This is a genomic window from Marinobacter metalliresistant (assembly GCF_038098645.1).
GTDB classification, from domain to species: Bacteria; Pseudomonadota; Gammaproteobacteria; order Pseudomonadales; family Oleiphilaceae; genus Marinobacter; species Marinobacter metalliresistant.
In genome coordinates, this window is sequence record NZ_CP101118.1 from 83,746 (window position 1) to 108,938 (window position 25,193).

A 25,193-nucleotide genomic window follows, 5' to 3' on the forward strand; every position below is an offset into this window, starting at 1 on the left:
ATGAAAACCGCTGAGTTGCGACAGGCGTTCCTCGATTATTTCAGGCAGCAAGGTCACACAATTGTTCCAAGCAGTTCGCTGGTACCCGCGGACGATCCCACGTTGCTGTTTACTAATGCGGGAATGAACCAGTTCAAGGACCTGTTCCTTGGCCGTGAAGAGCGCGACTATACCCGGGCAACATCCTCCCAGAAATGCGTCCGCGCCGGTGGCAAACACAATGACCTGGAGAACGTGGGTTACACTGCTCGCCACCATACCTTCTTTGAAATGCTGGGCAACTTCAGCTTCGGTGACTACTTTAAGCGCGAAGCGATCAACTACGCCTGGACATTCCTCACCGGTGAGGAATGGCTGAATCTGCCTCAGGACAAGCTCTGGGTGACCGTTTACGCTGAAGACGACGAAGCCTTTGACATCTGGAACAAGGAAATCGGTGTCCCGGCAGAGCGCATCGTCCGTATCGGCGACAACAAGGGCGGCCGCTATGCGTCTGACAACTTCTGGCAGATGGGCGACACCGGCCCCTGCGGCCCCTGTACCGAAATCTTCTACGATCATGGCCCGGATGTCGCTGGCGGGCCTCCCGGTTCCCCGGAGGAGGACGGTGATCGCTACATTGAAATCTGGAATGTGGTGTTCATGCAGTACAACCGTACTGCCGACGGTGAGATGCTGAAGCTGCCCAAGCCATCCGTCGATACCGGCATGGGACTGGAGCGGATTACCGCTGTGCTTCAGGGCGTTCACAGCAACTATGAGATAGACCTGTTCCAGGATCTGCTCACGGCTGCTTCGAAGGTTCTTGGTGGCGCGGCAGCCACGGAGGCGTCCCTGCGTGTGGTTGCCGACCACATCCGCTCCTGCGCCTTCCTGATTGCCGATGGTGTTATGCCCTCAAACGAGGGCCGTGGGTTCGTCCTGCGCCGGATCATTCGTCGCGCAGCCCGCCACGGCAACAAGCTGGGGGCAACCGGGCCGTTCTTCTACAAGCTGACCGGTGCGCTGTGTGAACTGATGGGCGCTGCGTTTCCGCAGCTGGTAAGCAGCCGCAAACAGATTGAGAAGGTGCTGCTGCAGGAAGAGGAACAGTTTGCCAAGACTCTGGACAAAGGCCTGCGACTGCTCGAGCAGGACATCGCCGAGCTCAAGGGCACGGAAATTCCGGGCGAAACGATCTTTACCCTGTACGACACCTTTGGCTTCCCGGTTGACCTGACCAACGACATCGCCCGTGAGCGCGGCCTGACACTGGATTACGAGGGCTACGAGAAAGCTATGGAAGGCCAGCGAGAGCGCGCCCGGGCAGCCAGCAAGTTCGGTATCGACTACAACGCCGCCGGCCTGCAGATTGAGGGCAAAACCGAATTCACCGGGTATGAGCGCATCGACGGCCACGAAAAAATTCGTGCGGTTATCGTGAATGGCGAAGAAAAGACCGCTGAAGCCGGTGATGAAGCGGTCGTGGTGCTTGAGCGTACCCCCTTTTATGCCGAATCCGGTGGCCAGGTAGGCGACACCGGGCTGCTGACCTGGAGCGGCGGCCGGTTCAAGGTAACGGACACCCGCAAGGAAGGGAATAACCATCTGCATCTCGGTACTCTGATTGAAGGGGAGTTGTTCCCCGGGCTGGAAGTGGACGCGCGCATTGACCATGCCCGCCGTGAGCGCACCAAGCGCAACCATTCCGCTACGCACCTTTTGCATGCTGCCTTGCGCAGGATTCTGGGCGAGCACGTGACCCAGAAGGGCTCGCTGGTGGATCCGGACAAACTGCGTTTTGATTTCTCGCATTTCGAGGCGGTAACGCCCGGGCAGTTGCGGGAAATTGAGCGCCAGGTGAATGAGCAGATTCTGGAAAACAGCCCGGTACAGACCGAAATTACCGATATGGAAAAGGCCCAGGAAAAGGGCGCCATGGCGCTTTTCGGAGAGAAATACGGCGATGTGGTCCGGGTGCTGAGCATGGGTACCGACAACTACTCCGTGGAACTGTGCGGCGGCACTCACGTGGGCCGGACCGGTGATATTGGCCTGTTCAGGATCACCTCGGAAAGCGGTATCTCCTCCGGGGTGCGCCGGATCGAGGCGGTGACCGGCATGGGGGCGCTGGACTGGGTTGATGAAACCGAGCGCACCCTGCGGGAAACTGCCCGCTTGGTAAAGGGCACGCGGGAATCCGTCGTCGAAAAAGTTCAGCAGACCATCGACCGCAACCGTCAGCTTGAGAAAGACATTGATGTCCTGAAGGCTAAACTGGCCAGCTCCGCGGGCAGTGACCTGGCTGGTTCGGCTGTGGAGGTTGCCGGCCTCAAGGTGGTGGCTTCGGAAATGGAAGGTGCGGATCGCAAAGCGCTGATGGAAACCGCTGATCAGCTCAAGAACAAGCTGGGTGAGGGCGTTGTTGTCCTCGCCAGTGTTGAGGGTGGCAAGGTGACCCTGGTTGCCGGTGTCACCAAATCTGCCACCGGCAAGATCAAGGCCGGGGACCTGATGAAGCACCTTGCGGCTCAGGTGGATGGCAAGGGTGGCGGTCGCCCCGATATGGCCCAGGGTGGAGGCAATGATCCCTCCAGGCTGGCTGAGGCACTGGCGGGAATTCCGGCCTGGGTCGAAAAAAATATCGCTTAAGCAACTTTTTTAAAGGGCGGGCTGGGGTTTATAATCCCGCCCGTTTATTGTGAGTGGCGGGGCATTGTTCCGCTGTGAGTCCCCGTTTCGGATATTGGAAGATAATGGCTCTGTTGGTTCAGAAATTCGGTGGCACCTCGGTGGGGACCACCGAGCGTATCGAAGCGGTTGCCGAGAAGGTGTGCCGTTTCCGCAAGGAAGGTCATGATGTTGTTGTCGTGGTTTCCGCCATGAGCGGTGAAACCAACCGACTCATTGCCCTTGCCAACAACATCATGGAGGAGCCGACTCCCCGTGAAATGGACGTGCTCGTGTCCACGGGTGAGCAGGTTACGATTGCGCTTTTGTCCATGGCACTACAAAAGCGTGGTTGTGAAGCGCGCTCATACACCGGCTCCCAGGTACGGATTGTCACAGACAGCACCCATACCAAGGCCCGGATCAAGCAGATCGACGAGCAGCGTATGCGGGAAGACCTTGATGCGGGTCGGGTGGTTGTCGTGGCCGGTTTCCAGGGCATTGATGAAAATGGAAATATTACAACGCTGGGCCGCGGCGGTTCCGATACCACCGCAGTGGCTCTGGCAGCAGCGCTAAAGGCTGATGAGTGCCAGATCTACACAGACGTGGATGGCGTGTATACCACCGATCCCCGTGTGGTGGACAGCGCCCGGCGTCTTGAGCGTATTACCTTTGAAGAAATGATCGAAATGGCGAGCCTTGGCTCCAAGGTTCTCCAGATTCGTTCTGTGGAATTCGCAGGCAAATACAACGTTCCATTACGGGTTCTTTCCAGCTTCCAGGAAGGGGAAGGCACCCTGATTACTCTTGAGGATGAAAACGCCATGGAACAACCGGTTGTTTCCGGCATTGCTTTTAACCGTGACGAAGCCAAACTGACAATATCCGGTGTGCCCGATACTCCGGGCAGCGCTCTGCGGATTCTCAAGCCCATAAGCGATGCCAATATTGAAGTGGACATGATTGTCCAGAACGTGGGTGAGGATAACAGAACTGCGTTTACCTTTACGGTGCACCGAAATGATTTTAAGCGTGCCAGGGAAGTACTCCAGGGCGTTGCCGATCAGTTGGGTGCTCGAGAAGTAGGCGGGGACAGCAAAATTGCGAAAGTCAGCATTGTGGGTGTTGGTATGCGCTCCCACGCCGGTGTTGCAACTCAAATGTTTGAAGCGTTGTCCAATGAAGGTATCAACATACAGATGATCTCCACGTCGGAAATCAAGATTTCCGTGGTGATCGATGAGAAATATCTTGAGCTTGCGGTTCGTGCCCTTCACAGTGCATTCGAACTCGACAAGCCCGGGGTAGACGAGGCCCGGTAACGCAGGTAACAGGTCGGTCTGCGGGGCTGTATAAAAAAGAGATTCATTAACTGAGCCTATGACATCGCTGCCCCGTATAAGGGAATATGCGTCTGTTGTCCAGTCAGTGATCTCACTATAAAAGTAAAAAGTAGATAAAACCATTTGTCGGAACAGGTAGCTCTGGATAGGGAGTAAGGGATATGTTGATTCTAACTCGCCGCGTAGGCGAAACTCTGATGGTCGGCGACGATATCACCGTCACCGTTCTGGGAGTGAAGGGCAATCAGGTGCGCATTGGCGTCAATGCCCCGAAGGAAGTTGCGGTACATCGCGAAGAAATCTATCAGCGAATTCAGTCGGAAAAAGGCTCCGAAGAGCCGGAACCCGGCAACAGCTGAGAGACGAAAAGCCGTTCATGGGAAGCCTGAACGGCTTTTTTGATTTTCGGGGATATCGAGGCTGAAAAAACTCGTGTCAACCCTATGAAATCAGAAAAATTATGGTAGTATACGCCCCGTTCTCAAGGAGAGGTGGGTGAGTGGCTGAAACCAGTTCCCTGCTAAGGAACCGTACGAGCAATCGTACCGAGGGTTCGAATCCCTCCCTCTCCGCCATTTCCCTCACGGGAAAAGAGAGACAGGTTGATGTAGTATTCAACCACAGCAAGTGATCAATGTGCGGCTGTAGCTCAGCTGGATAGAGTACCTGGCTACGAACCAGGCGGTCGGAGGTTCGAATCCTCCCAGCCGCGCCATCGATCAACCTTGCCATCCGTTTTAAGCGGCTGTAGCTCAGCTGGATAGAGTACCTGGCTACGAACCAGGCGGTCGGAGGTTCGAATCCTCCCAGCCGCGCCATATCAAGACCAAAGCGCCTCAGTCTGTGTACCCCACAGATTGAGGCGTTTTGCTTTGTATAGCTGGGAGGATTGGAGCCGATAAGAGGTTCGACCGAAACCCACGCAGTGGGTTGAGGAACGCCGGAGCAGCGCGACGGCGGCCCCGAAGGGGAAGGGCCGAAGGTCCGCATAATCCTCCCAGCCGCGCCATATCAAGACCAAAGCGCCTCAGTCTGTGTACCCCACAGATTGAGGCGTTTTGCTTTGTATAGCTGGGAGGATTGGAGCCGATAAGAGGTTCGACCGAAACCCACGCAGTGGGTTGAGGAACGCCGGAGCAGCGCGACGGCGGCCCCGCGCGGGGTTTTATTTGCGCTTGGTCAATTTCCGATTGATTAATATTTGCGTAAATCTCGTCTCCGCCTAACCTCTAAGGTGCAAGGAAATTGTTTAGCAAGCAAGAGGTCTATTCATGAATAAGACAATAAACGGCGCCTACCAAGATCACGTCCAGGCCAAGAATGCCTGGGACGATTTGATCGCAACCGGTATCCCGCGCGATAACATTTTCATCGACGAGGAAGCCAAGGTGGTGAAAGTCAGCGTGCCCGCCGAGACCGAACGGGAAATCCTGGAGATCTTCGAGCGGCACCAGCTCAACTAAAATATTGGCTGGTACAAAAGCAGAGGGCGCAGGGAACGGTGAATTGTTTCCGGTCCCTCTTTGCTATTGGCTGGCTTAAAGCCTGAAGCGGGAAACCAGGTTCTGCAGTTCGCTGCCGAGCCTGGCCAGTTCGCTGCTGGAGCTTGCGGTCTGGTTGGATGAGGCTGCGGACTGATCGGTCACGTCCCTGATTCTGGTAATGTTCTGGTTGATCTCTTCAGCCACCGATGTCTGTTGTTCGGATGCCGTGGCAATCTGGCTGTTGTATTGTTTGATATCCTCAACGGCCCTGGTTATGAGCTCAATGGTAGCTCCCGTCGCTTTCGCGCGCTCCAGCGTGTTGGAGGCCATGGTGGTGCTGGATTCCATGGCGGATACTGAATCTCCCGCACTACTCTGAAGCGAGGTTACCAGTGTCTCGATTTCCTGAGCCGACGATTGGGTCCGTTGGGCGAGGGAGCGAACTTCATCAGCAACCACAGCGAATCCCCGGCCCTGCTCACCGGCACGCGCCGCTTCGATGGCAGCATTGAGCGCCAACAGGTTGGTCTGCTCGGCCACGGATTTGATGACATCCAGGACAGTGCCGATGTTGGCGGTTTCCTTTTGCAGGCCCTGAATGGTTTCCATGCTCTGGTTTACTTCCCGGGCCAGGTTGTTAACTTGCTCGACTGTTTCCCGAACTTCCCGCTCACCCTCGCTCGCCTGGCTGGCGGCATCGGTTGCCACCGAAAATGCCTGCTCTGCACTCCGTGCAATCTCGCCAACGGTAGCTGCCATCTCGTTCATCGCGGTTGCGACCTGATCGGTCTCCTGTTTCTGGCGATTAATGCCGTCGCTGGTCTGGCTGGTGACTGTAGACAGTTCCTCGGAGGAAGCTGCGATGTTGGAGGCGCCGGATTCGATGCTTCTGACCAGTTCCCGGAGGCTGGTGACCATGGTCGCCAGGGCAGCCATCAAGCGGCCAATCTCATTGGTTCCAGAGGCGTTTATGTCGACCGTCAGGTTGCCGGAAGCAACTTCAGATGCGATGTCTACCGCCTGGTTGACCGGTGCCACAATCGAGCGGGTAATGAGATAGGCCATTAATATACCGAGCACCAGAGCGATACTTGTCGCGCCAAAAATCAGCCAGGATGCTTGCTGACGGTCCGTTTCCATTTTTTCGGCCTGCAGGGCACGGAGGCTGTTCGCAGACTCAATGGCGCTTCTCGCTGTACTGACCATTTCCTCCGATAAGCGGCTGCCCGTTTGGGTCAGTTCTACAGCCGTACGGAACTCGTTGGCATAGGTGTCGAGCGCCGCGTTGATCTGTTCTTTTTCTTCGGCAGTGATGGCAGCTGATTTCAGCGGGCTCTGGACCCTTTTGGCATCGCCAAGAAACGCCTTGACGCTGGCGTCATCATGCTCGATCAGAAACTTTCGTTCTGACCGGCGCATATCCTCGAAAATCGCTGAGGCAAAGAACAGCGAACTATGGGCCTTCAGGGACGACCCGAAAATTCTGGCACTGGTCTCAAGGCGGTTGAGGGCCTTTTCCCGATCACTGATGTTTTTCTCAACCTCTCCCATCAGTTGCTGATACTGTTTTACACCAGACTGAATGCGGCCCAGCTTGTTAACGTCTTCGCTGACCTCCAGCAGGGGTTTTATCTCGTTGGTTAGTTCGAGAACGCGGTCGCCTTGCGCTTGCGTTTTGGTGACTGCATCAGCTTCGCCTGTCAAAAGGAAGTTCTTCTCTTCCACGCGAGCTTCCGTAAGGCCGGTATTCACTTGCCCCAGCATGGCAACAATATTTGACATTTTGCTGTAGCTGTCCAGGGCGCGGTCACCCACCACGCCCACCAGAATGGTCAGTAACAGCAGGATGGCGAAGCCGCTGGCCAGCCTGGTCCGGATGGTCATATTGGAGAAGAGTTCTGGAAAACGCATTGATTCAATGTCCCTGGAGGAGGTGAGATTTGCCGGTTCAGCCTTTATCGCTTCTCGCCCTGGTTGTGGAAACCGGGAGGCGTTCTGATGCGCCCTGAAGAGTTAAAGTGCCTTTTGTTTGACTTATATTAAGTCGGTTTACGGCTGCGTATTCCAGAACTTTACCGTTACAGTTGATTGCCGGGTGTTTTCGAACGTGATACGGAATAGAGGGTTGCTGAGAATTTAAAGCTATCAGAATTGAGCCGCCGGTTTACCACATCAGATCATCGGGGATCTCATAACCCGCATAGGGATCATCTTCTCCCGCGTCATCCTTCTTGCGATCGTGGAGCACGACAACGGCATTTTCGTCACGTTCCAGAATCTTCCGGGCAACGCCCTCTGCCACGATCTCGTAATTGTCGTTGACATGGACAATGGCCAGTCGGCCGCGGGACAGCTGATCGACCATTTTGTCGTCTACAAAAATCTTCTTGATCTTCTTGCCATGGACAAACTGATAGGAGGTTTCCCCCCGGCTTCGGTCGAGGCGGTTCGATTCAACCAATTGGCGGATCTGTGCCTGGATTGCTTTCCTCTCAGCCGCGTGCTGGCGCTCAAGGTTCAACTGACGGTCCCGTTCTGCCTTTTCTTCGCGGGCCTGGCGTGCCCGGATTTCGGCTTCGTTAACCTGAACCGCGCCCTTGGGTTGCTGCTTACGTTGCTTGCGCTTTTCAGTGCGAATGGTTTTGGCTTTTTTCTCATCGGCAAGGCCGGCTTTCAGCAATTGGTCCTGAAGGGTTGCCATCAGTAACTCCGTTCTTTAGTTGCAAATTCTGGTATCATTCTGGCCTAGTATACGCCCTCATTATTGCCTTCATAACCAGCATCCGCTGATTCCGGGATTTTCTTTTATGTCTTCTTTTAATGACTTCGGTTTGTCTTCTGCCATGCGTGCAAATCTTGAGCAGCTGGGTTTTACAAAACCCACCGAGATACAGGCAAAGGCATTAGCGCCAGGGCTTGCCGGTAAAGACGTGATTGCCATGGCAAAAACCGGGAGTGGTAAAACCGCTGCATTTGGCATCAGTCTGATTGAGCGGCTGAATCCACGGTTGTTTGCGGTGCAGTCGTTGATTTTATGCCCGACCCGGGAGCTGGCGGATCAGGTGGCGAAGGCGTTGAGGGAGCTGGCCCGCGCCCGCGAGAACGTCAAGATACTGACCCTGTGCGGAGGTGTGTCGATCGGGCCGCAGATCGGTTCGCTCAGTCATGGGGCGCACATTGTTGTCGGCACGCCGGGACGGGTTCAGGACCACCTGCGCAAGGGGACTCTCTCGCTCGCGCGCCTGAAGACTGTCGTTCTTGATGAAGCAGACCGGATGCTGGATATGGGATTTCAGGATGCCATGGAAGACATCCTCTCGCAGACGCCAGGCTCGCGGCAGACCATGATGTTCTCGGCAACCTGGCCGGCTCCGATCCGTGAACTCAGCAAACAGTATCAGAAAGACCCGGTGGACGTGCGCGCGGAAACCGCTGGCGAGAATCCGGACATCGAAGAGCTGTTCTACGAGGTGTCGCCCCGGCAGAGGGCGGATGCCATTGTGGCACTGCTCTCCGGGAGACAGCCTGAGTCGTGTATCGTTTTCTGTACCACAAAACAGCAGTGTGACGAGATGGCGGAAGACCTGGGCAATCGGGGGTTTTCGGCGCTGGCGTTGCATGGTGATCTGGAACAAAGGGATCGTGACAGTGTGCTGGTGCGTTTTGGTAATCAAAGCTGTTCGATTCTGGTTGCCACCGACGTGGCTGCCCGTGGTCTGGATATCAAGTCCCTGCCGCTCGTCATAAATGCGGAACCGGCGCGGGACCCTGAAGTTCACACCCATCGCATCGGACGTACCGGGCGAGCAGGGGAGCAGGGCCATGCAGTTACCTTCTGCACGCCGGCCCAGGGACATAAGATCAGCCGGATTGAATCCGAGCGGGGGCGTAGCGCGCTCTGGGGAGACACTGAATCGCTTCTGGCTACGCCGGCAAAACCGGTTGTTCCTGCCATGCGAACCCTGTGCATTGCTGGTGGTCGCAAGGACAAGATCCGTCCAGGAGATGTTTTGGGGGCACTCACGGGAGATGCTGGCATTCCCGGCAAGGCGGTTGGCAAGATAGATCTGTTTGATCATCAGTGTTTTGTGGCTGTTGAGAAGTCGCAGGCAGGCAAAGCTTTGTCCAGATTGGAAAGTGGCAAGGTCAAAGGCCGCAAAATACGCGTCCGGTATGCCTGAATGAGAATTGCTTCGGGCGCCATGGTGTCTGTCATTATGGGCCTCGACACTCGGAAACTCCGTATAGATTTTCGCATTCAGGTTGCCCGGGGCTACTGAAAACGGTAAATTACGCAGGATTTTGCCACCCGAATTGTGACGGAATGGCGTTAGACCTTGGTCTAACTGGTCAGGCCGGGCAGGGTTCGGAAGAAACATAAATCAATACAGGTAGCTGTTCGATATGAATGACCTGATGTCACAGGCCGTCGATCTGATGATTGCCGGAATGGGGTTTGTGTTCGTGTTCCTGATTATTCTGGTAGTCGCGACGCTCCTCATGTCCAAACTCATAGGGCGGTTTGCGCCGCCAGAGCCGGCAACCCCGGCCAAAACGCCACGTGCCAAGCCGAAGGCGCCTGCGTCGGTTGACCCCGACACTGCCGAGGCCATTAAAAAGGCAATTGCACAATTCCGGGCCCGCCACAAGAAGTGATCCGGTAAAAGATAGAACCTTTAAACAGAAGGCTGACACGATGACTGACACAAAGAAACCGCTGGGGATTACGGACGTTATCCTGCGTGACGCCCACCAGTCCCTGCTTGCCACCCGTATGCGGCTGGATGACATGCTGCCTATTGCCGAGAAACTCGACAAGGTCGGTTTCTGGTCACTGGAATCCTGGGGGGGGGCTACCTTTGATTCCTGCATCCGTTACCTGGGCGAAGACCCCTGGGAGCGCATCCGCGAGCTGAAGAAAGCCATGCCCAATACCCAGCAGCAGATGCTTCTGCGCGGCCAGAACCTGTTGGGTTACCGTCATTACGCGGATGATGTGGTGGACCGTTTCTGTGAGCGTGCCGCCGAGAACGGCGTCGACGTGTTCCGTATTTTTGATGCGATGAACGATCCCCGTAACCTGGATCGCGCCATCAAGGCCGTCCGTAAGACCGGCAAGCATGCCCAGGGCACGATTGCCTACACCACCAGCCCGGTGCACACCATCGGCATGTGGGTAGAGCTGGCGAAGGAAGTCGCCGACATGGGTGCGGACTCCATTGCCATCAAGGATATGGCGGGTATTCTCAAGCCTTATGTGGCGTTCGATCTGGTCAGCCGTCTGAAGAAAGAACTGGATATTCCGATTCACATGCAGTGCCACGCCACCACTGGCATGTCGACTGCCACCGCCATCAAGGCAGCGGAAGCCGGTATTGATAACGTTGACACCGCTATATCTTCCATGAGTATGACGTACGGTCACTCGCCCACCGAGGCCGTGGTCGCCATTCTGGAAGGTACTGATCGGGATACCGGTCTTGACCTGAACCTGCTTGAAGAAATCGCCAGCTACTTCCGCCAGGTACGCAAGAAGTACGCGAAGTTTGAAGGCAGTCTCCGTGGTACCGATTCCCGCATCCTGATTGCCCAGGTACCGGGTGGCATGCTGACCAACATGGAAAACCAGCTGCGCGAACAGAACGCAAGCGATAAGTTCGATCAGGTTCTGGAAGAGATTCCCAAGGTTCGCGAAGACCTGGGTTTCATTCCGCTGGTAACTCCGACTTCCCAGATCGTGGGTACCCAGGCGGTGCTGAACGTTCTGACTGGCGAGCGCTACAAGTCCATCTCCAAAGAAACCTCTGCAATCCTGAAAGGCGAGTACGGCGCTGCACCGGCGCCGATGAACAAGGAATTGCAGGAGCGTGTCCTCGATGGAAAAGAGCCAGTTACCTGCCGTCCGGCGGATCTGATTGAGCCGGAAATGGACAAGCTGACCGACGAGCTCAAGAAGCTGGCGGACGACAAGGGCATCAAGCTGGCGGAAAACACCGTAGACGACGTACTGACCTACGCGTTGTTCCCGCAGATTGGCCTGAAGTTCCTGGAAAACCGTGACAACCCGGACGCCTTCGAGCCGGTTCCGGCCGCAGAAAGTGCCGCTCCTGCCAGGAAGGCTGACGGCCCCGAGACTTACACCGTGGAAGTGAACGGCAAGAAGTTTGTGGTTGCGGTTTCCGAAGGTGGTGAGATCACCCAGATTCAGGGTGAGGGTGGTGCAGCTTCTGCACCGGTGGCTTCCTCCGCACCGGCACCCGCTGCTGGTGAAGGTGAGCCGGTGGTTGCGCCTCTGGGCGGCAACATCTTCAAGGTTCTGGTTTCTCCGGGTGACGCCGTGGAAGAGGGCGATGTGCTGATCATTCTCGAGGCCATGAAAATGGAAACCGAGATCCGCGCACCCAAGGCCGGTACTATCGGTGAAATCTTCATCAAGGTCGGTGATGCCGTCTCTCCTGATGATGAAATGCTGACAATCGCATAAGGGCCAGCATTCCATGGATAAATTAATGACATTGTGGACAGGTAGTGGCCTGTTCAATATGACACCAGGCCAGGGGGTGATGATCGCCGTCGGCCTGCTTCTTCTGTACCTTGCGATTCGTAAGGGATTTGAGCCGCTGCTGCTGGTGCCGATTGGCTTCGGTGGTATTCTGGCGAACATTCCGGAGGCGGGGCTTGCCCTGTCGGCCGCTGAGAATGCCATTCACTACGGCAAGCCGGAAGTGTTGGCGGCGCTCGCCAGCGCACTGGATGTTGCCTATCAGGCTGGCCAGGCGGTGACGCCGGAAATCATGGATGCGTTCAAGCACGCCTATAAAGAAGCGAGCTCTGCCCAGGTCGTCATGGCTAATGGTCTGGCACAGGACTTCGGGTACGGTAACGGAATGCTGTACAACTTCTATCTGGTGGTTATCGGTAGCACCGTGGGCCCGCTGATCATCTTCATGGGCGTGGGTGCAATGACCGACTTCGGCCCGTTGCTGGCGAACCCCAAGACCATGCTGCTGGGTGCGGCGGCTCAGTTCGGCATCTTTGGTACAGTGCTGGGTGCGGCGCTACTGGACTGGGCCGGCATTCTGGACTTCACGATCCTGGAAGCGGCAGCCGTGGGTATCATCGGTGGTGCTGACGGTCCGACGTCGATCTACGTATCGAGCGTTCTGGCTCCGCACCTGCTGGGTGCGATTGCGGTCTCTGCCTATGCCTATATGGCGATGGTTCCGATGATCCAGCCGCCGATCATGAAGGCGCTGACGTCTCCGGAAGAGCGCAAGATCAAGATGTCCCAGTTGCGCCCGGTGAGCAAGAAAGAAAAGATTATCTTCCCACTGGTGGTGTTGATCGCTGTGGTGCTGTTCCTGCCGGATGCGGCGCCGCTGTTGGGTATGTTCTGCTTCGGTAATCTGATGCGTGAGTGTGGCGTGGTTGAGCGTCTGAGTGACACCGCCCAGAACTCACTGATTAACATCGTGACTATCTTTCTCGGGCTGTCTGTTGGCTCCAAGCTGATGGCGGACAAGTTCCTGGATGCCCAGACCCTGGGCATTCTGGCGCTGGGTATCGGCGCGTTTGCTGTGGGTACTGCGTGTGGTGTTCTGATGGCGAAGCTGATGAACAAGTTCAGCAAGGAGCAGATCAACCCGTTGATTGGTTCAGCCGGTGTGTCCGCGGTGCCGATGGCAGCGCGGGTGTCCAACAAGGTTGGTCTTGAAGCCAATCCGCATAACTTCCTGCTGATGCACGCCATGGGCCCGAACGTGGCTGGTGTTATCGGCTCTGCGGTTGCTGCTGGTGTGATGATCAAGCTTTTGGGCTGATCTCTCTCCGCTGCTTTGAGAAACCCCGTTGGGCTTTGGCCTCACGGGGTTTTCTCGTTTCATAGGACTGACAATTCGTGAGTTTGAGCGGATATGGAGCCTCCTTTCATAAACGCTCGGCCTCACCCATGTGCGCTTGTTTCCGGCCATCCATGGCCTCCAACATTCCTGGGAGGGGAGTTCCGGCAGGCTCTCCAACTTTTCGTAATACTTTTAGTGAAAATCCCTGGAACCGACCGGAAGCGTTTTTATTAAATGAGTGAGGTCCGAAAGCTTTCCTGCCATTACGTGCACGATATCCCCTTGCCGTTCCAGAACGCCCTTCACGTGCAACAACCGGGCGGTCAATAACGGCTTCCGCTGCCGCCGCGCCGTTTCCAGCCACACCACCACATTCACATTACCGGTTTCGTCTTCCAGAGTCACAAAGGTCACGCCGGAGGCGGAGCCGGGGCGCTGGCGGCCGGTGACGAGGCCGGCGACCTGGACGGGGATGCCGGCTTTGGTGGTTTTCAGTTGTTCGGCACTGAGACAGAACCGGAGGTGGCCCTGTTCCCGGAGCAGGGCCAGGGGGTGGCGCTGGAGGGTCAGGCCCTGGCTGGCATAGTCGGCCAATACGTTCTGGCCTTCGGTGGGTTCCGGTAGCTGGTGGCAATATTCCGGTTGGCAGTCGACGGTGGTTTCTTCGGCGAACAGTTCGGCGGGCTGTTCGTGGTCGAGTAGTTGCCAGTAAGCCTGGTGGCGGTTGGTGGTGAATGTGGGCATGGCGTTGGCGCCGGCCAGGAGCTCCATGTCACGCTGGTTCAGTACGGCCAGGCGACGGAGTTCACTGGCGGAGCGGTAGCCGGCTGCCGGGCGGTTCTGGTGGATGCGTTCGGCACCGCTGGCGGAGAGCCCCTGGATGATTCTCAGGCCCAGGCGCAGGTGGTGTTCCTTGCCTTCCAGGGTGTGGTCCCACTGGCTGGCATTCACGTCTGGCGGGAGTACGGTAACGTCGTGGCGCCGGGCGTCCTGGACCAGTTGCGAGGGGGAATAGAACCCCATGGGTTGGCTGTTCAGCAGGGCGCAGTAGAAGGCGGCCGGATGGTGGCGTTTGATCCAGGCGGAGGCGTACACCAGCAGGGCAAAGCTGGCGGCGTGGGATTCGGGGAAGCCGTAGCCGCCGAAGCCGCAGATTTGCTGGTAGAGCCGTTCGGCAAAGTCGGCGTCGTGACCGCGTTCGAGCATGCCGGTGACCAGTTTTTCCCGGAACGGGGTCAGGTCGCCGTGGGATTTCCAGGCGGCCATGGCCCGGCGGAGCTGGTCGGCTTCGCCGGCGGAGAAACCGGCGGCCACCATGGCCAGCTTGATGACCTGTTCCTGGAAAATGGGCACGCCCAGGGTGCGCTCCAGGACTTTTCGTACGGCATCGTTAGGATAGTCCACTGGCTCCAGGCCGTGTTTGCGGCGCAGGTAGGGGTGCACCATGTCGCCCTGGATGGGGCCGGGCCGCACGATGGCCACCTCGATTACCAGATCGTACCAGGTTTCCGGTTTCAGGCGCGGGAGCATGTTGATCTGGGCCCGGGACTCCACCTGGAATACGCCGATACTGTCGCCTTTCTGGAGCATGGCGTAGGTCGCCCGGTCTTCCGGGGGGATGTCCTGTATCCGGAATGGCTGACCCTTTTCGTCGCTGATCAGCTCCAGGGCCTTGCGTATGGCTGAAAGCATGCCAAGAGCCAGCACATCCACTTTCATCAGGCCCAGGCTTTCCAGGTCATCCTTGTCCCACTGGATAACGGTGCGGTCTGCCATGGCGGCGTTTTCGACCGGGACGAGTTCGGCCAGTGGGCCGGCGCTGATAACAAAACCGCCTACATGTTGGGACATATGGCGGGGAAAGCCGAGCAGGGTGTTTACCAGGGTGAAGAACTGGTCCGCCACCTGCGGATTGCGGGTGATTTTCTTGTCCAGAATCTGCTGGCGCCAGTTGGTGGCCTTGTCCCGCCAGTCGATGCCTTCCAGCAGTTGTTCTACCAGGGCGGGATCAAAACCGAGGGCTTTGCCAACATCACGAATAGCACTGCGAGGACGGTAACGGATCACTGTGGCGGCGAGGGCGGCCCGCTCCCGGCTGTAGCGCCGGTAGATGTACTGGATGACTTCTTCCCGGCGCTCGTGCTCAAAATCCACATCAATGTCGGGTGGTTCGTTACGGTCTTTGGAGATGAAGCGTTCGAACAGAAGTTCAACCCGGGTCGGGTTCACCTCGGTGATGCCCAGGCAGTAACAGACGGCGGAGTTGGCGGCGGAGCCCCGGCCCTGGCACAGGATATCCCGACTGCGGGCAAAGGCCACGATGTCGTGGATGGTGAGGAAGTAATGCTCGTACTTCATCTCCGAGATCAGGCCCAGCTCCTTGCGGATCAGGTTCTGAACCTGAAGCGGTGTACCCCCGGGATAGCGCTTTCGCTCGCCTTCACGGGTCAGGCGCTTCAGGTAACTGGCGGGAGATTCCCCTTCCGGCACCAGGTCCGGCGGGTATTCGTAGCGCAGGCTGCCGGGCTCAAAGATGCATTGCCGGGCGATGGCCAGGGTTTCGTTCAGCCAGGTTTCGGGAAACAGCCGCTGAAGAACGGGCAAGGGCCGAAGGTATCGTTCACCATTCTGGAACAGGCAGTGGCCAGCGTGTTCAAGATTGGTGTGATTGCGCAAGGCTGTAAGCACATCCTGCAGGGGCTGACGCTCCCGGCTGTGCATATGCACTTCACCCACGGCGGCAACCGGGATGCGTATCTGCCCGGCCAGCCAGCGAATCCGCGCAAGCCGCTGTTCCTCGCCGGATTCCAGGGTGCGGGCGGCGGCAATCCAGAGCCGGGGATCAAACAGGCGGTTCAGCCATTCTCCGCAGGCCAGAGCCTGATCGGACTCTGCCTCGGCAGGTGAGGGTGGCAGCCACAGGCACAGGCAGTCGTCGAGAGGGTGGGTTTCAATGTCCCGGGCGAATAACTGGTATTGGCCTTTTTCCGCCCGGCGGCGGCTGGTAGTGATCAGCTGACAGAGCTGGCCATAGCCTTTACGGGTCCGTGCCAGAAGGATAAAGCGGGGTGTGGTTGCGCCTTTGGGCGCATCGGAAAGCTCGAACCAACTGCCGGTAATCAGCTTGACCGGGCTTTCGGACAGTGCCGCCCAGGCCCGGGGAATGCCGGCCACGGAACAGGCATCGGTGATCGCCAGAGCCGCGTAGCCGAGCTCGTGCGCCCGTTCGGTCAGCTCGTGTGGGTGAGAGGCTCCGGTCAGGAAGGTGAAATTGCTGAAGCAGAACAGTTCTGCATACTGACGTTCAGCCATCAGCCAAACCAGCCATGCACAAACCAGCCCTCCCGGGGATCCCGGAAAATCCAGGCCAACTGGCCGTTGTTTAGTTGGGCAATGTAGTAATCCCGGTGTACCCGCTGGCCATCCCACCAGCCACCGCTGATCCGCTCCGGGCCGGCGAACCAGGCGGCCGGCGCTTCGGCAAGCGGTTGCGGGCCTTTCAACAGCCAGAGGGGGCGCCGTGGCAGCTTTCCGTCCGGCTTTAACCGGGCTCCGGGTTTGCGCAGTACTTCTGAAGCGGACCACGCCCGTTCGGGGCGATGATCGGCCTGGGGCGAGAGCTGTTTGAGCGCCTGTTCCCCAAGGCGCGCCTGCAAGCGGCTGATCAGGGTATGCCAGGCTTCATTCAGATCCTGGGTTTCTCCCAGCAGGTCCTGCCCGGATGGCTTTTCCCGGGGCATGAAACGCTTCACCGATAGCATCAGCGAGATAACCGGCGCCTGTAGCGAAAGCTGATCAAGTCGCAACCGGATCAGGTTCAGAAAGTTCCCGGCCCGGTGTTCCGGCCCGGAGGTTCGGATGTGTAAACGGGTAGGCTCCGAGTGCCGGTGTTTCAGAACCAGCCTCAGGCTGTCGGTATCCTGCTGGCGCCAGCAAAGGTCTTCCTCCAGTTCCGTGAGCATGCGCTGGAGCGGAAACAGCAGCCCCTGGGTGTGCTCGATCTCCCGCACAAAATCGGCCTGCTGCCGGAAAGAGTGGGGCGGTTGCCAGGGTGCTCGCGGATCCGGCCGTGTGCCCTGGATTTTCTGGATGTAAGCCAGCAGCTCAGGAGACAGGCGGCGTGCCAGCTCATTGGACGGTAAATCAAAGACCTCCCCCAGCGTGCTCAGTCCCAGGCGCTGCAGACGCGTGCAGGCTTTCTCATCGAATTCGGCAGCCAACAGGGGCATCTGGCTCAGGGTTCGCTGAATATGGTCCTTATCGGCTGTGCATTCCCCCTTGCCCGCACGGGCAATCAGGCGGGCTGCCAGGGGCGTGTAGCCAATCCCGATCCAGGCATTCAACTGGCGCTCATTCAGCCCCTGTTCCACCGTTTGCCAAACGGTGGGCAGCCCGCCATACAGCTTCTGCAGGCTGCCGATCTCAGTCAGCAGGCCATCCGGCGGAACCAGCACAATATAGGCGGCGTAGCGATACAGCCAGCGGGCCTGATCTTCCAGGATTCTGACTTCCTGAGCCTCATCAGCGCGCACCATGCCCAGATCCGGCACCAGACCGATGGCGGTTTTCAGGCGCATGCCGCTACGTATGCCCTGGGCCCTGGCCTCGGGGCAGGCCTGGATCACCTTCTGGCCAGAGCCTTCCACAATCACCAGCGCGCCCTGGTCTTCACGGGAGCGGCGAATATGGTCCAGCAACAGGTGTGGAAAATGCAAATACAGCCACAGCATGGAGAGCTATTACCCGGTTGAATCCGACCAGGGCCCGCGAATGGTCCGGGTAGTTTCACGAAACGAAAGGCCGGCCCGCTGGGCCATGGCCAGTGAACAGCGCTGCCCGGGCCAGCTTCCCCGGCGTTTCAGCACATTTACCGTAAGATCCTGCTGCTCACCCGGCTCCAGCTCCAGGCGCAGTGCGGCCGGAGAATTCTGCCCGGCGTAACGCCGCTCCCGGAACAGCACGCACACATTGCTACCGGCTTCGGCAGCCAGTTGCAGGCGCCGGACCTCCCGGGAGGCCAGTTTTCCGGGCCAGGCCATCACCAGCCCCGTTACCGGTGAGCGGAGGCAGTTTTCCAGTGTCCACAGAAAGTCGCCCTCATCCTCAGCATGGATCAGAACCACCTGGTCCAGATTTACGCCTTCCCGGGCAAGGGCTGGCGCATAGGGGGTGTGTGGCGGATTCAGCCAGAACACGGTTTTACCTTCTCCACACACCCGCTGCATGAGTGGCAGCAGCAAATGCAGCTCACCAATACCCGGTGCATCCAGAAGGCATTCGCTCAGGGCGCCCCGGGGCCAGCCCAGGCCGCCAAGCTGGTTATCCAGAACCTGATACCCGGTTGGTTCCGCAGGTTGTGTGGTCTGGACGTGACGGCGCCCCTGCCAGACACGGGCATCCTGCATCAGCGTGTTCAGAAGCTCGCTCATGATGAACATTCTCAATATACTGTTTAAATATACAGTATATTGAGAGTGGCGGGATTTCAAGGGAAGGGTTGATAAAACGAACGGCCAGACCCACGCTTATAGTACAGCCATCAGCCATGGAGGTTGAGATGAGTGACCTGAAAGAGCACAGCTGCGAAGCGTGCAGCCCGAACGCGCCCAAGGCTACCGGGGAAGAGAAGCAGCGCTTGCACAAAGACGTTCCGGACTGGGAAATTCTGGACATTGATGGAGAAGAGCAGCTTCACAAGATCTTCAAACTCAAAAACTTTGTTAAGGCTCTGGAATTCACCAACAAGATCGGCGATCTCGCCGAAGCCGAGAATCATCACCCCGTGATTGTTCTGGAATACGGAAAAGTCGCGGTAAGCTGGTGGAGCCACGAAATCGGCGGCCTGCACAAAAACGACTTCATCCTGGCGGCACGAACCGATGCTGCCTTTAACGACCTGCAATAACCCGGGCCGTAAGCCGTATGATTGAAGACCGTACCGACAGCCCACTGACCCTGAAACTGGGAAATGAAGAGCTGATCATTCGCCGCCGCTACGAAGTGATCAGCATCATCAACGACTTTTTCATCGCCATCTGGTTCCTCGTGGGCAGTATCCTGTTTCTGTTCCCCGAATATGAGAAGGCGGCTATCTGGCTGTTTATCGTTGGCAGTTTCCAGTTCCTGATTCGCCCGGCCATCCGTCTCATCAGTCACATCCACATACAGCGAATTCCCGCCAGTAACTGGGAGAGTTAGAAACCCTCGTCAACAGGGCTGCGAACACCGAATCCACCTTTGCGAACGACGTGTGTGTAGATTTCCGTTGTGCGCACATCCGAGTGGCCAAGGAGCTTTTGTATGGTGCGCAGATCATAGCCGGCCTCCAGCAGATGTGTGGCAAAGCTGTGGCGAAAGGTATGACTCCCGGCGAGCTTGTGGATGCCAGCCGCCTGAATAGCGCGACGAATATGCTTTTGAACGGTTCGATCCAGCAAGTGATGCCGCCTGCGAATACCTGAGCGAGGATCCCGTGACGGCTCTGGGGCGGGAAAGATATATTGCCAGCCGGGCTCCTGACTGGCGTTCGGATACTTGCGCGCCAGGCCGGCTGGAAGATAAACAGAGCCAAATCCCTTCAAGAGATCTGCCTGATGCTGGTGCAACGCGGAATCAATTTGCTGTTGCACCGGTGCGATAAGCCGATCCGGCAATAGCGTAATCCGATCTTTACTGCCTTTGCCGCTTCGAACAATCAGTTGCTGCATATCAAAATCAACATCTTTAACCCGCAAGCGCAGAGCTTCGTTGATGCGTAAGCCGGAGCCATAGAGCAGCATGGCAACGAGCTTGTATTCACCTTCCAGATTGCGGATTACAGACTTGGCTTCTTCCGCACTGAATACCGTTGGAAGCTTTACCGGTTTTCTTGCACGCTCAAAGTTCAGTTCGTCCAGAGGCTGGCCCAAAAACTCCCGATACAAAAATACTAAGGCGTTCAATGCGACTCGTTGGGTAGAGACGCTGACGTTCACCTGTAAAACCAGGTGCGACAGGAATGCTTCGACTTCCGGAGAGCCCATATCCTGAGGATGTTGCAGGCCATGGAAGCGAATAAAGCGTTTGATCCAGAACAGGTAAGTTTTCTCTGTTTTGTACGCCATGCCTCGCAGGCGCAAAAAACTCCGAACCTTGTCCAGAAGCCGGGTTGGTTGCGCCGGTATCGGGGTAGGGATATCCATATCCAGTTATCCTGAAGTGCTGTTTTTATATACAGTATCTTGATTTGCGACGAAGTCAAGAGGCTGATATTTCGCGGAATTATACGAACGCGTTCGCAAAACTCCAAAACACCGAGTGTGAAAATAAGGTAACTATCTGATAGGGTTGAAAAGTTGGAACAGGAAGGGCGGAGTTATACGCCCATGGCCAAGAGCGGGAGTGGCTCAGGAATGAGCGTATAACTCCGGCGGTAGCCATGGTAAATGGTTCTCAAGACTCTGTTTTTGAGAGAGAATCAGGCGTTTTCCTGAGAAATCTTGAGTGGAGTTTTACGAACGGGTGATATACGAACGCGTTCGTATAATTAGCTGTTATAGCGGTTGGTGAGGGTGCAAAGGTTTTCTTGCCGTTTTTCCGGAGGTTATCGGACAGTACTGTATATGTAAACAGTATTTTTCTGGTTTTGGAACCTGCTGCAAGAAAACAAATAATGCGGATCGCCGTTGAGCGCTCTCCCTGCTACCCTCAAGAGCCGGAACAGACGGTTAAGACCCGGCTTAAACCGCTCTGTTCCGGCTCTTGAGGGAAGGCCGATCAATCAGCGATCGTGGTCGCCTTTGTTCCGTGCCTTCGCATCTTCTGCGTCCGCGCTAACCATTTGCCTGATAGCTTTCCAGGGTTGTCTTCCGAGTGTGGAGTGGTCTGTCAATGAAGGGGAACATGAGAGTCATTCAGGACGATCCGTATAACCACACGTTAAGTCGGACCCTGGCTGGCGCCAGGGCCGCTTAACCTCTTTCGTTAGCAGGTAGGAAAAGGAGATTCCAAGTTTTGAATAGGTTCGCACTCACGGCACTGATTTTGTTATCAGTCTTTTCATCATTGCTGCTTGCAGATACGAAAGCCAAGCCATCGATCGAGGTTTTGCTCCATTCACAAATTAGTGCTATTGCTTCAAACGATTATCAGCAATTTCTGGAACATACTGATTCAAATTTTCGGAAAGCCATCAGTGCAGAGCAGTTCGAAACCCTTTCAAGGTCTCTATCCTCAAGATTCAAAGGTGGATACCAACCTGAGTATTTGGGGGTTCTCAATCAGGAAGGGTTCAAGGTTCATCTATGGAAGGTGGTGTCTTCAAGTTCAGAGTCCGATAGCCTCATAAAGATGGCTATGGGGCAAAACCAGATTGCCGGATTTTGGATCGAGTAAACTGCTAACCAGTGGGTGAAGCTGACCGGTACTACGCTGCGCTCCGTACCGGCAGCTTACCCAAGGCGTTAAATGTCACCAAGGATTGGGAATGGTGCTCACCAACTTAGAGCAAGAAGAATTATGGCTGCAAGGCTGGGATGCTCTTGACGATTTTATAGAGAGATATCCCGGTGGCTATCTTCTGCTCCCAGACTACAAAGAAGTATCTCTTGGTGAAGCACAAGAGTGGATCCAGATTGCTGCTTATGAAAGCAATAAAACTGTATTCGCTACAGAGTACTATAAAGGTAAAAGCTCAATATTAATAAACAAGGTGCCAGCGTAGTGGCCGCAACATTTAACAAGGCGCAGCAGTTCGCGGCCGATGGCCGCCGGACGCCCTTTACGTGGCTCCTTCGTCGCCACTCCAAGGTCGCCGCTGTGCTTCGGCGTTAGAACGTCCAGGCGCAGTTGCGTTTTTAGTACGTGTCCAATCAGTTTTAAATGAGGTGTGAACATGAAAGCAGAAACGGAATCGCGGATTTTTTCGGTGGATGAATATGTCCGTCCGTCTAACGGCGAACCGATTCGTTCGGTTGTTCTGGAAACCAACGACTCCGTCATTGTTGTTTGGCACGCCCACCCTGGGCAGGAAATAGCTGCCCATGTCCATCCTCACGGCCAAGATACTTGGACGGTTATCTCAGGAGAAGCCGAGTACTATCAAGGTGACGGCGTAGCCACTCATATTAAAGCTGGAGATATTGCCATCGCAAAACCTGGGCAAGTACATGGTGCAATGAACTCTGGCCCAGAACCTTTTATATTTGTCTCAGTGGTTGCGCCGGCCAATGCCGGTTTTGCGTTGGCTGAAAAATAAACAGCCACATATGAGTGCCAAGTTACTACGTTCTAACAATCGGCTGCACGGCGACCGGTTTTCCGCTGCTTCGCAGCTACAAACCGGCGCGTGAGCCGGGCGTTAGGGCTCCCAGATGAATATGGAAGTTTCGGTTCAGGCCGCAAATAGAGAACATCTGAAGGGGATACACGAATTAGTTCTCGAGTGGGGCTATCAAGTAACCGAGCCCGAAACTCTTGAATGGCTCGAAGTATTGGTGAGTTCCTCAAATCATCAGGTATTTGTGGCCGTTTCTGATGACTCAGTTCTTGGGTGGGCCGCTGTAGAAAAACGCATATCGCTTGATCAGGGATTCATATCAGAAATTACTGGGCTGGTCGTGCGCTCAAGTTGTAGAAGGTCCGGCATAGGGCAGTTGTTGGTAAACGCAGTTGAAGAATGGTCTCAAAATTTGGGTCTCCTAAGAGTTCTTGTCCGATCAAATGTGCGTCGCTTGGAGTCTCATGAGTTTTACCCTTCAATCGGTTTTGAGCTCATGAAAACGACAAAGGTATACGCGAAAGAGCTCGGCGGCCCTAACAAGTCACGGAAGGCGGACGCGTGAGACGCGCCGCTTCGTTTTCGCGTTAGGCATTTCATGCGTCCAATGTCTAGCAATCTATCAACCACAGGACGTGGAGAAGAAAAATGAGTGTAGATGATCTTGAAAGGCTAGCTAAATTAAAAGACAGCGGTGCATTAACGGAAGAAGAGTTTCAGAGGAAGAAGGCTGAAATTCTTAGTCCTGGCAATAGCCAAGACACTGCTTCTGGACCCCAGTCAATAGAAATTTGGAATCCAACTGCAGCCGCGAATTGGAGCCTACTTTTTAGCCCAATCTTTGGCGCATTTCTTCAGGCCAAAAACTGGAAGAGTCTTGGAGAGCAGAATAAATCAAAAAGTTCGATGCTTTGGGTATACCTCGGCTGTTTAATAATTTTTCTAGTATTAATTGTCCCTGGACTGGCAAAATATGGAAGTGGAATTGGTATTATCTGGCTTCTATTTTGGTATTTCACCGCGTCCAAAAGTCAAACAAAATATGTAAAAGAAAAATATAATGATGAATACGAAAAAAAGGGATGGTTTAAACCAATAATAATAGCTATAGGATTAATTTTTTCACTAATTATAGTAACGGCGGTATTTGAGTCAACGAACAAGTCTGGATTCAACTTATCTTCAGATGATCCAAGTGTAGCAATGGTTAAGGACGGAAGCCTTTATACATGTAAAAGTCACACAGTAGAAGAATTGGTAAATAGTTTTATGGGCAATCCTTCTTGGGCGTCTGGAGTATCTGATAGTGGAGTTGAGTTTGTAAATATAGAAGGAGATATTATGTACGCAAATAAGGAAGTTAGAGCCACACTCCAGTTAAAAATAAATGAAAGTGAACAGTCTTTTGAATTCCAAGCAATAGAAATGAATGGTGTTCCTCAAAACAAGATGATTGCCAACGCACTCTTAAATAAAATGTGCGACAGTGCATCCCAGTAATCGACGCCTAACAAGTGGCTGTTGTCGGACGCACCTACGCTGGCGCTCCGGCGCGCCGCAAAGCCAAGCGTTAGGTGCATATGAGTACTTATTCTGTGCAAGCCTCGCAGTTTTATAAAGAAGTTGCCGAGAGCGGCATTGTTTGGGGCATTAAGGATAGTGGTGGCTTTCCAGCTCCACGCGGATCGGAGGGGACGCGAGCAATGCCATTCTGGTCCTCCCAATCTCGAGCCCAACTGCTAATCGACAATGTAAGCGCCTACAAAGATTTTGAACCTGTGGCCATTTCTTGGGCGGATTTCTGTGAGCGATGGGTTCCTGGGCTTTCCAGAGATGGGCTTCTGGCAGGTATAAATTGGTCTGGCGAACTTGCCACAGGCTTTGATATTCAACCATTCGAGTTGCGGGAAAATGTCGAAGCTGTGCGCAACAACACCTAACCAGGCCATTAAGGTTGTTCCGGGCCGATGGCCCTCCACCGGACGGCTTTCAGCCGCCGCTTATGGCAAGCGTTAGAATTTCTCAGGGAGTTAGAGTTTGAAGCTGAAAAAGGAATTTTGGATTTCCATTCTGTTGGCGGCATTCCCCGCTTTTCTCGCTTACGCTAGTGGCGGCGTCGAATTGCTAACAGAGCTTACAAAAAGCATGATGACCCACAAATGGATCATGATTTACAGCATGGTAGGGTTTGGTCTTTTTATCGTGGTCTCCTACCTTGAGTGGCGCTTCCTATTTCACAGCGACGCACTCCGGAAATTTCACAGATTCGTATCTGAAGTTCTTTACGAAATGGCCTCGTCGTTCCTTGGCATTTTGCGGATAACTGCAGGTATCTTCATCTCAGTATTCATGCTGTGGCTAATTTTCGACTACAGCCGTGAAATGCTTTTGAGCTTCACCGGCATTCTCCTTTTCGGCGTCATCGCGTTGGTAGAGGCATGTTGGATTAGGGCTACGCTTGAGTATGCCCAGAGGACCTGGATGATGAAAAATTCTAACCAATAGTTCCAGTTCGTTCCGGGCCTGAAGGCCCTCCACCGGACAGCCTTGTCGCCGCTTCGCTCTGCCAAGGCTGCCGCTGAACAAAAGCGTTAAAGGGGAAATTATGCATCGAGTA

General features: G+C 55.4%; 23 protein-coding genes and 3 tRNA genes. 20 read left to right on the forward strand and 6 right to left on the reverse strand.

All coding sequences use genetic code 11. The features are described from left to right. The 7 genes from alaS (at nt 1) to NLK58_RS00410 (ending at nt 5,458) form a co-directional block, all read left to right on the forward strand. Nucleotides 1-2,631, forward strand: a complete 2,631-nt coding sequence (gene alaS, locus NLK58_RS00380; RefSeq protein WP_341581677.1) for an alanine--tRNA ligase — start codon at nt 1-3, stop codon at nt 2,629-2,631. Between the two features lie 104 nt (nt 2,632-2,735). Beyond that, nucleotides 2,736-3,974, forward strand: a complete 1,239-nt coding sequence (locus NLK58_RS00385; RefSeq protein ID WP_117620200.1) for an aspartate kinase — start codon at nt 2,736-2,738, stop codon at nt 3,972-3,974. Between the two features lie 182 nt (nt 3,975-4,156). Then, a complete protein-coding gene (csrA, locus tag NLK58_RS00390) occupies nt 4,157-4,354 on the forward strand; it encodes a carbon storage regulator CsrA (RefSeq protein ID WP_008172808.1) in 198 nt (65 codons plus the stop codon). A gap of 126 nt (nt 4,355-4,480) precedes the next feature. Further along, nucleotides 4,481-4,570, forward strand: a tRNA-Ser gene (locus NLK58_RS00395). Nucleotides 4,571-4,633: 63 nt separating this feature from the next. Then, a tRNA-Arg gene (locus NLK58_RS00400) sits at nt 4,634-4,710 on the forward strand. 26 nt (nt 4,711-4,736) lie between these two features. Further along, nucleotides 4,737-4,813 (forward strand) — tRNA-Arg (locus NLK58_RS00405). 453 nt (nt 4,814-5,266) lie between these two features. Then, nucleotides 5,267-5,458: a hypothetical protein gene (locus tag NLK58_RS00410; RefSeq protein ID WP_117620201.1), complete on the forward strand. Its 192-nt coding sequence runs from the start codon at nt 5,267-5,269 to the stop codon at nt 5,456-5,458. Between the two features lie 75 nt (nt 5,459-5,533). On the opposite strand, the gene NLK58_RS00415 is transcribed toward NLK58_RS00410, so the two are convergent. Both NLK58_RS00415 and NLK58_RS00420 read right to left on the reverse strand, forming a co-directional pair. After that, entirely contained in the window at nt 5,534-7,390 is a 1,857-nt protein-coding gene (locus NLK58_RS00415; RefSeq protein WP_117620202.1) for a methyl-accepting chemotaxis protein, read from the reverse strand. 253 nt (nt 7,391-7,643) lie between these two features. Next, nucleotides 7,644-8,180 (reverse strand): DUF2058 domain-containing protein, encoded by a 537-nt coding sequence (locus NLK58_RS00420; RefSeq protein WP_117620203.1) that lies wholly within the window; start codon nt 8,178-8,180, stop codon nt 7,644-7,646. 106 nt (nt 8,181-8,286) lie between these two features. On the opposite strand from NLK58_RS00420, the gene dbpA reads away from it, so the two are divergent. From dbpA to NLK58_RS00440, 4 genes are all read left to right on the forward strand, one after another. Then, complete coding sequence (dbpA, locus tag NLK58_RS00425; RefSeq protein ID WP_117620204.1) at nt 8,287-9,660, forward strand: ATP-dependent RNA helicase DbpA; 1,374 nt, start codon at nt 8,287-8,289, stop codon at nt 9,658-9,660. 223 nt (nt 9,661-9,883) lie between these two features. Further along, on the forward strand, nt 9,884-10,135 hold the full coding sequence (locus NLK58_RS00430; RefSeq protein WP_117620205.1) for an OadG family protein: 252 nt from the start codon (nt 9,884-9,886) through the stop codon (nt 10,133-10,135). A gap of 40 nt (nt 10,136-10,175) precedes the next feature. Beyond that, nucleotides 10,176-11,963: a sodium-extruding oxaloacetate decarboxylase subunit alpha gene (gene oadA, locus NLK58_RS00435; RefSeq protein ID WP_341581682.1), complete on the forward strand. Its 1,788-nt coding sequence runs from the start codon at nt 10,176-10,178 to the stop codon at nt 11,961-11,963. A 13-nt stretch (nt 11,964-11,976) separates the two neighbouring features. Then, complete coding sequence (locus NLK58_RS00440) at nt 11,977-13,299, forward strand: sodium ion-translocating decarboxylase subunit beta (protein WP_227539377.1); 1,323 nt, start codon at nt 11,977-11,979, stop codon at nt 13,297-13,299. 213 nt (nt 13,300-13,512) lie between these two features. On the opposite strand, the gene NLK58_RS00445 is transcribed toward NLK58_RS00440, so the two are convergent. Genes NLK58_RS00445 through imuA form a run of 3 tightly spaced genes read right to left on the reverse strand, consistent with a single transcriptional unit; the run spans nt 13,513 to nt 18,749 of the window. Next, nucleotides 13,513-16,632: an error-prone DNA polymerase gene (locus tag NLK58_RS00445; RefSeq protein WP_341581683.1), complete on the reverse strand. Its 3,120-nt coding sequence runs from the start codon at nt 16,630-16,632 to the stop codon at nt 13,513-13,515. After that, complete coding sequence (locus tag NLK58_RS00450; protein WP_117620209.1) at nt 16,632-18,050, reverse strand: DNA polymerase Y family protein; 1,419 nt, start codon at nt 18,048-18,050, stop codon at nt 16,632-16,634. The genes NLK58_RS00445 and NLK58_RS00450 overlap by 1 nt, the downstream gene beginning before the upstream one ends. 9 nt (nt 18,051-18,059) lie before the next feature. Continuing rightward, a complete protein-coding gene (gene imuA, locus NLK58_RS00455; RefSeq protein WP_117620491.1) occupies nt 18,060-18,749 on the reverse strand; it encodes a translesion DNA synthesis-associated protein ImuA in 690 nt (229 codons plus the stop codon). A gap of 128 nt (nt 18,750-18,877) precedes the next feature. Between imuA and NLK58_RS00460 the strand changes: the two genes are divergently transcribed. Together NLK58_RS00460 and NLK58_RS00465 are read left to right on the forward strand one after the other, a co-directional pair. Then, nucleotides 18,878-19,225, forward strand: coding sequence for a 4a-hydroxytetrahydrobiopterin dehydratase (locus NLK58_RS00460; RefSeq protein WP_341581686.1), 348 nt, complete (start codon nt 18,878-18,880; stop codon nt 19,223-19,225). A gap of 17 nt (nt 19,226-19,242) precedes the next feature. After that, the gene (locus NLK58_RS00465; RefSeq protein ID WP_341581687.1) at nt 19,243-19,518 is read left to right on the forward strand and encodes a YrhK family protein; all 276 of its coding nucleotides are present in this window, start codon (nt 19,243-19,245) and stop codon (nt 19,516-19,518) included. Here NLK58_RS00465 and NLK58_RS00470 read toward each other — a convergent pair. Beyond that, nucleotides 19,515-20,501, reverse strand: a complete 987-nt coding sequence (locus NLK58_RS00470; protein WP_341581688.1) for an integron integrase — start codon at nt 20,499-20,501, stop codon at nt 19,515-19,517. The genes NLK58_RS00465 and NLK58_RS00470 overlap by 4 nt on opposite strands. Nucleotides 20,502-21,312: 811 nt before the next feature. On the opposite strand from NLK58_RS00470, the gene NLK58_RS00475 reads away from it, so the two are divergent. The 7 genes from NLK58_RS00475 (at nt 21,313) to NLK58_RS00505 (ending at nt 25,081) form a co-directional block, all read left to right on the forward strand. After that, a complete protein-coding gene (locus NLK58_RS00475) occupies nt 21,313-21,693 on the forward strand; it encodes a hypothetical protein (RefSeq protein WP_341581690.1) in 381 nt (126 codons plus the stop codon). Between the two features lie 91 nt (nt 21,694-21,784). After that, nucleotides 21,785-22,021 (forward strand): hypothetical protein, encoded by a 237-nt coding sequence (locus NLK58_RS00480; RefSeq protein WP_106762053.1) that lies wholly within the window; start codon nt 21,785-21,787, stop codon nt 22,019-22,021. Nucleotides 22,022-22,192: 171 nt separating this feature from the next. Further along, complete coding sequence (locus NLK58_RS00485; protein ID WP_065761995.1) at nt 22,193-22,555, forward strand: cupin domain-containing protein; 363 nt, start codon at nt 22,193-22,195, stop codon at nt 22,553-22,555. Between the two features lie 115 nt (nt 22,556-22,670). Then, complete coding sequence (locus NLK58_RS00490) at nt 22,671-23,141, forward strand: GNAT family N-acetyltransferase (RefSeq protein ID WP_341581693.1); 471 nt, start codon at nt 22,671-22,673, stop codon at nt 23,139-23,141. Nucleotides 23,142-23,224: 83 nt separating this feature from the next. After that, complete coding sequence (locus NLK58_RS00495; RefSeq protein ID WP_341581694.1) at nt 23,225-24,076, forward strand: SHOCT domain-containing protein; 852 nt, start codon at nt 23,225-23,227, stop codon at nt 24,074-24,076. Nucleotides 24,077-24,156: 80 nt separating this feature from the next. Next, on the forward strand, nt 24,157-24,516 hold the full coding sequence (locus NLK58_RS00500; RefSeq protein WP_341581695.1) for a DUF2750 domain-containing protein: 360 nt from the start codon (nt 24,157-24,159) through the stop codon (nt 24,514-24,516). A 97-nt stretch (nt 24,517-24,613) separates the two neighbouring features. Beyond that, nucleotides 24,614-25,081, forward strand: coding sequence for a hypothetical protein (locus tag NLK58_RS00505; protein WP_341581696.1), 468 nt, complete (start codon nt 24,614-24,616; stop codon nt 25,079-25,081). Nucleotides 25,082-25,193 lie beyond the last annotated feature (112 nt).

Excerpts from the sequence above, each read along its gene's own strand:
- NLK58_RS00430 (WP_117620205.1), top strand. The coding sequence starts at position 9,884 with ATGAATGACCTGATGTCACAGGCCGTCGATCTGATGATTGCCGGAATG.
- NLK58_RS00495 (WP_341581694.1), top strand. The coding sequence starts at position 23,225 with ATGAGTGTAGATGATCTTGAAAGGCTAGCTAAATTAAAAGACAGCGGT.
- NLK58_RS00465 (WP_341581687.1), top strand. The coding sequence starts at position 19,243 with ATGATTGAAGACCGTACCGACAGCCCACTGACCCTGAAACTGGGAAAT.
- NLK58_RS00485 (WP_065761995.1), top strand. The coding sequence starts at position 22,193 with ATGAAAGCAGAAACGGAATCGCGGATTTTTTCGGTGGATGAATATGTC.
- NLK58_RS00385 (WP_117620200.1), top strand. The coding sequence starts at position 2,736 with ATGGCTCTGTTGGTTCAGAAATTCGGTGGCACCTCGGTGGGGACCACC.
- NLK58_RS00480 (WP_106762053.1), top strand. The coding sequence starts at position 21,785 with ATGGTGCTCACCAACTTAGAGCAAGAAGAATTATGGCTGCAAGGCTGG.
- NLK58_RS00415 (WP_117620202.1), bottom strand. The coding sequence starts at position 7,390 with ATGCGTTTTCCAGAACTCTTCTCCAATATGACCATCCGGACCAGGCTG.
- NLK58_RS00410 (WP_117620201.1), top strand. The coding sequence starts at position 5,267 with ATGAATAAGACAATAAACGGCGCCTACCAAGATCACGTCCAGGCCAAG.
- imuA (WP_117620491.1), bottom strand. The coding sequence starts at position 18,749 with ATGAGCGAGCTTCTGAACACGCTGATGCAGGATGCCCGTGTCTGGCAG.
- csrA (WP_008172808.1), top strand. The coding sequence starts at position 4,157 with ATGTTGATTCTAACTCGCCGCGTAGGCGAAACTCTGATGGTCGGCGAC.
- dbpA (WP_117620204.1), top strand. The coding sequence starts at position 8,287 with ATGTCTTCTTTTAATGACTTCGGTTTGTCTTCTGCCATGCGTGCAAAT.
- NLK58_RS00460 (WP_341581686.1), top strand. The coding sequence starts at position 18,878 with ATGAGTGACCTGAAAGAGCACAGCTGCGAAGCGTGCAGCCCGAACGCG.
- alaS (WP_341581677.1), top strand. The coding sequence starts at position 1 with ATGAAAACCGCTGAGTTGCGACAGGCGTTCCTCGATTATTTCAGGCAG.
- NLK58_RS00470 (WP_341581688.1), bottom strand. The coding sequence starts at position 20,501 with ATGGATATCCCTACCCCGATACCGGCGCAACCAACCCGGCTTCTGGAC.
- NLK58_RS00500 (WP_341581695.1), top strand. The coding sequence starts at position 24,157 with ATGAGTACTTATTCTGTGCAAGCCTCGCAGTTTTATAAAGAAGTTGCC.
- oadA (WP_341581682.1), top strand. The coding sequence starts at position 10,176 with ATGACTGACACAAAGAAACCGCTGGGGATTACGGACGTTATCCTGCGT.
- NLK58_RS00440 (WP_227539377.1), top strand. The coding sequence starts at position 11,977 with ATGGATAAATTAATGACATTGTGGACAGGTAGTGGCCTGTTCAATATG.
- NLK58_RS00445 (WP_341581683.1), bottom strand. The coding sequence starts at position 16,632 with ATGGCTGAACGTCAGTATGCAGAACTGTTCTGCTTCAGCAATTTCACC.
- NLK58_RS00490 (WP_341581693.1), top strand. The coding sequence starts at position 22,671 with ATGAATATGGAAGTTTCGGTTCAGGCCGCAAATAGAGAACATCTGAAG.
- NLK58_RS00450 (WP_117620209.1), bottom strand. The coding sequence starts at position 18,050 with ATGCTGTGGCTGTATTTGCATTTTCCACACCTGTTGCTGGACCATATT.
- NLK58_RS00420 (WP_117620203.1), bottom strand. The coding sequence starts at position 8,180 with ATGGCAACCCTTCAGGACCAATTGCTGAAAGCCGGCCTTGCCGATGAG.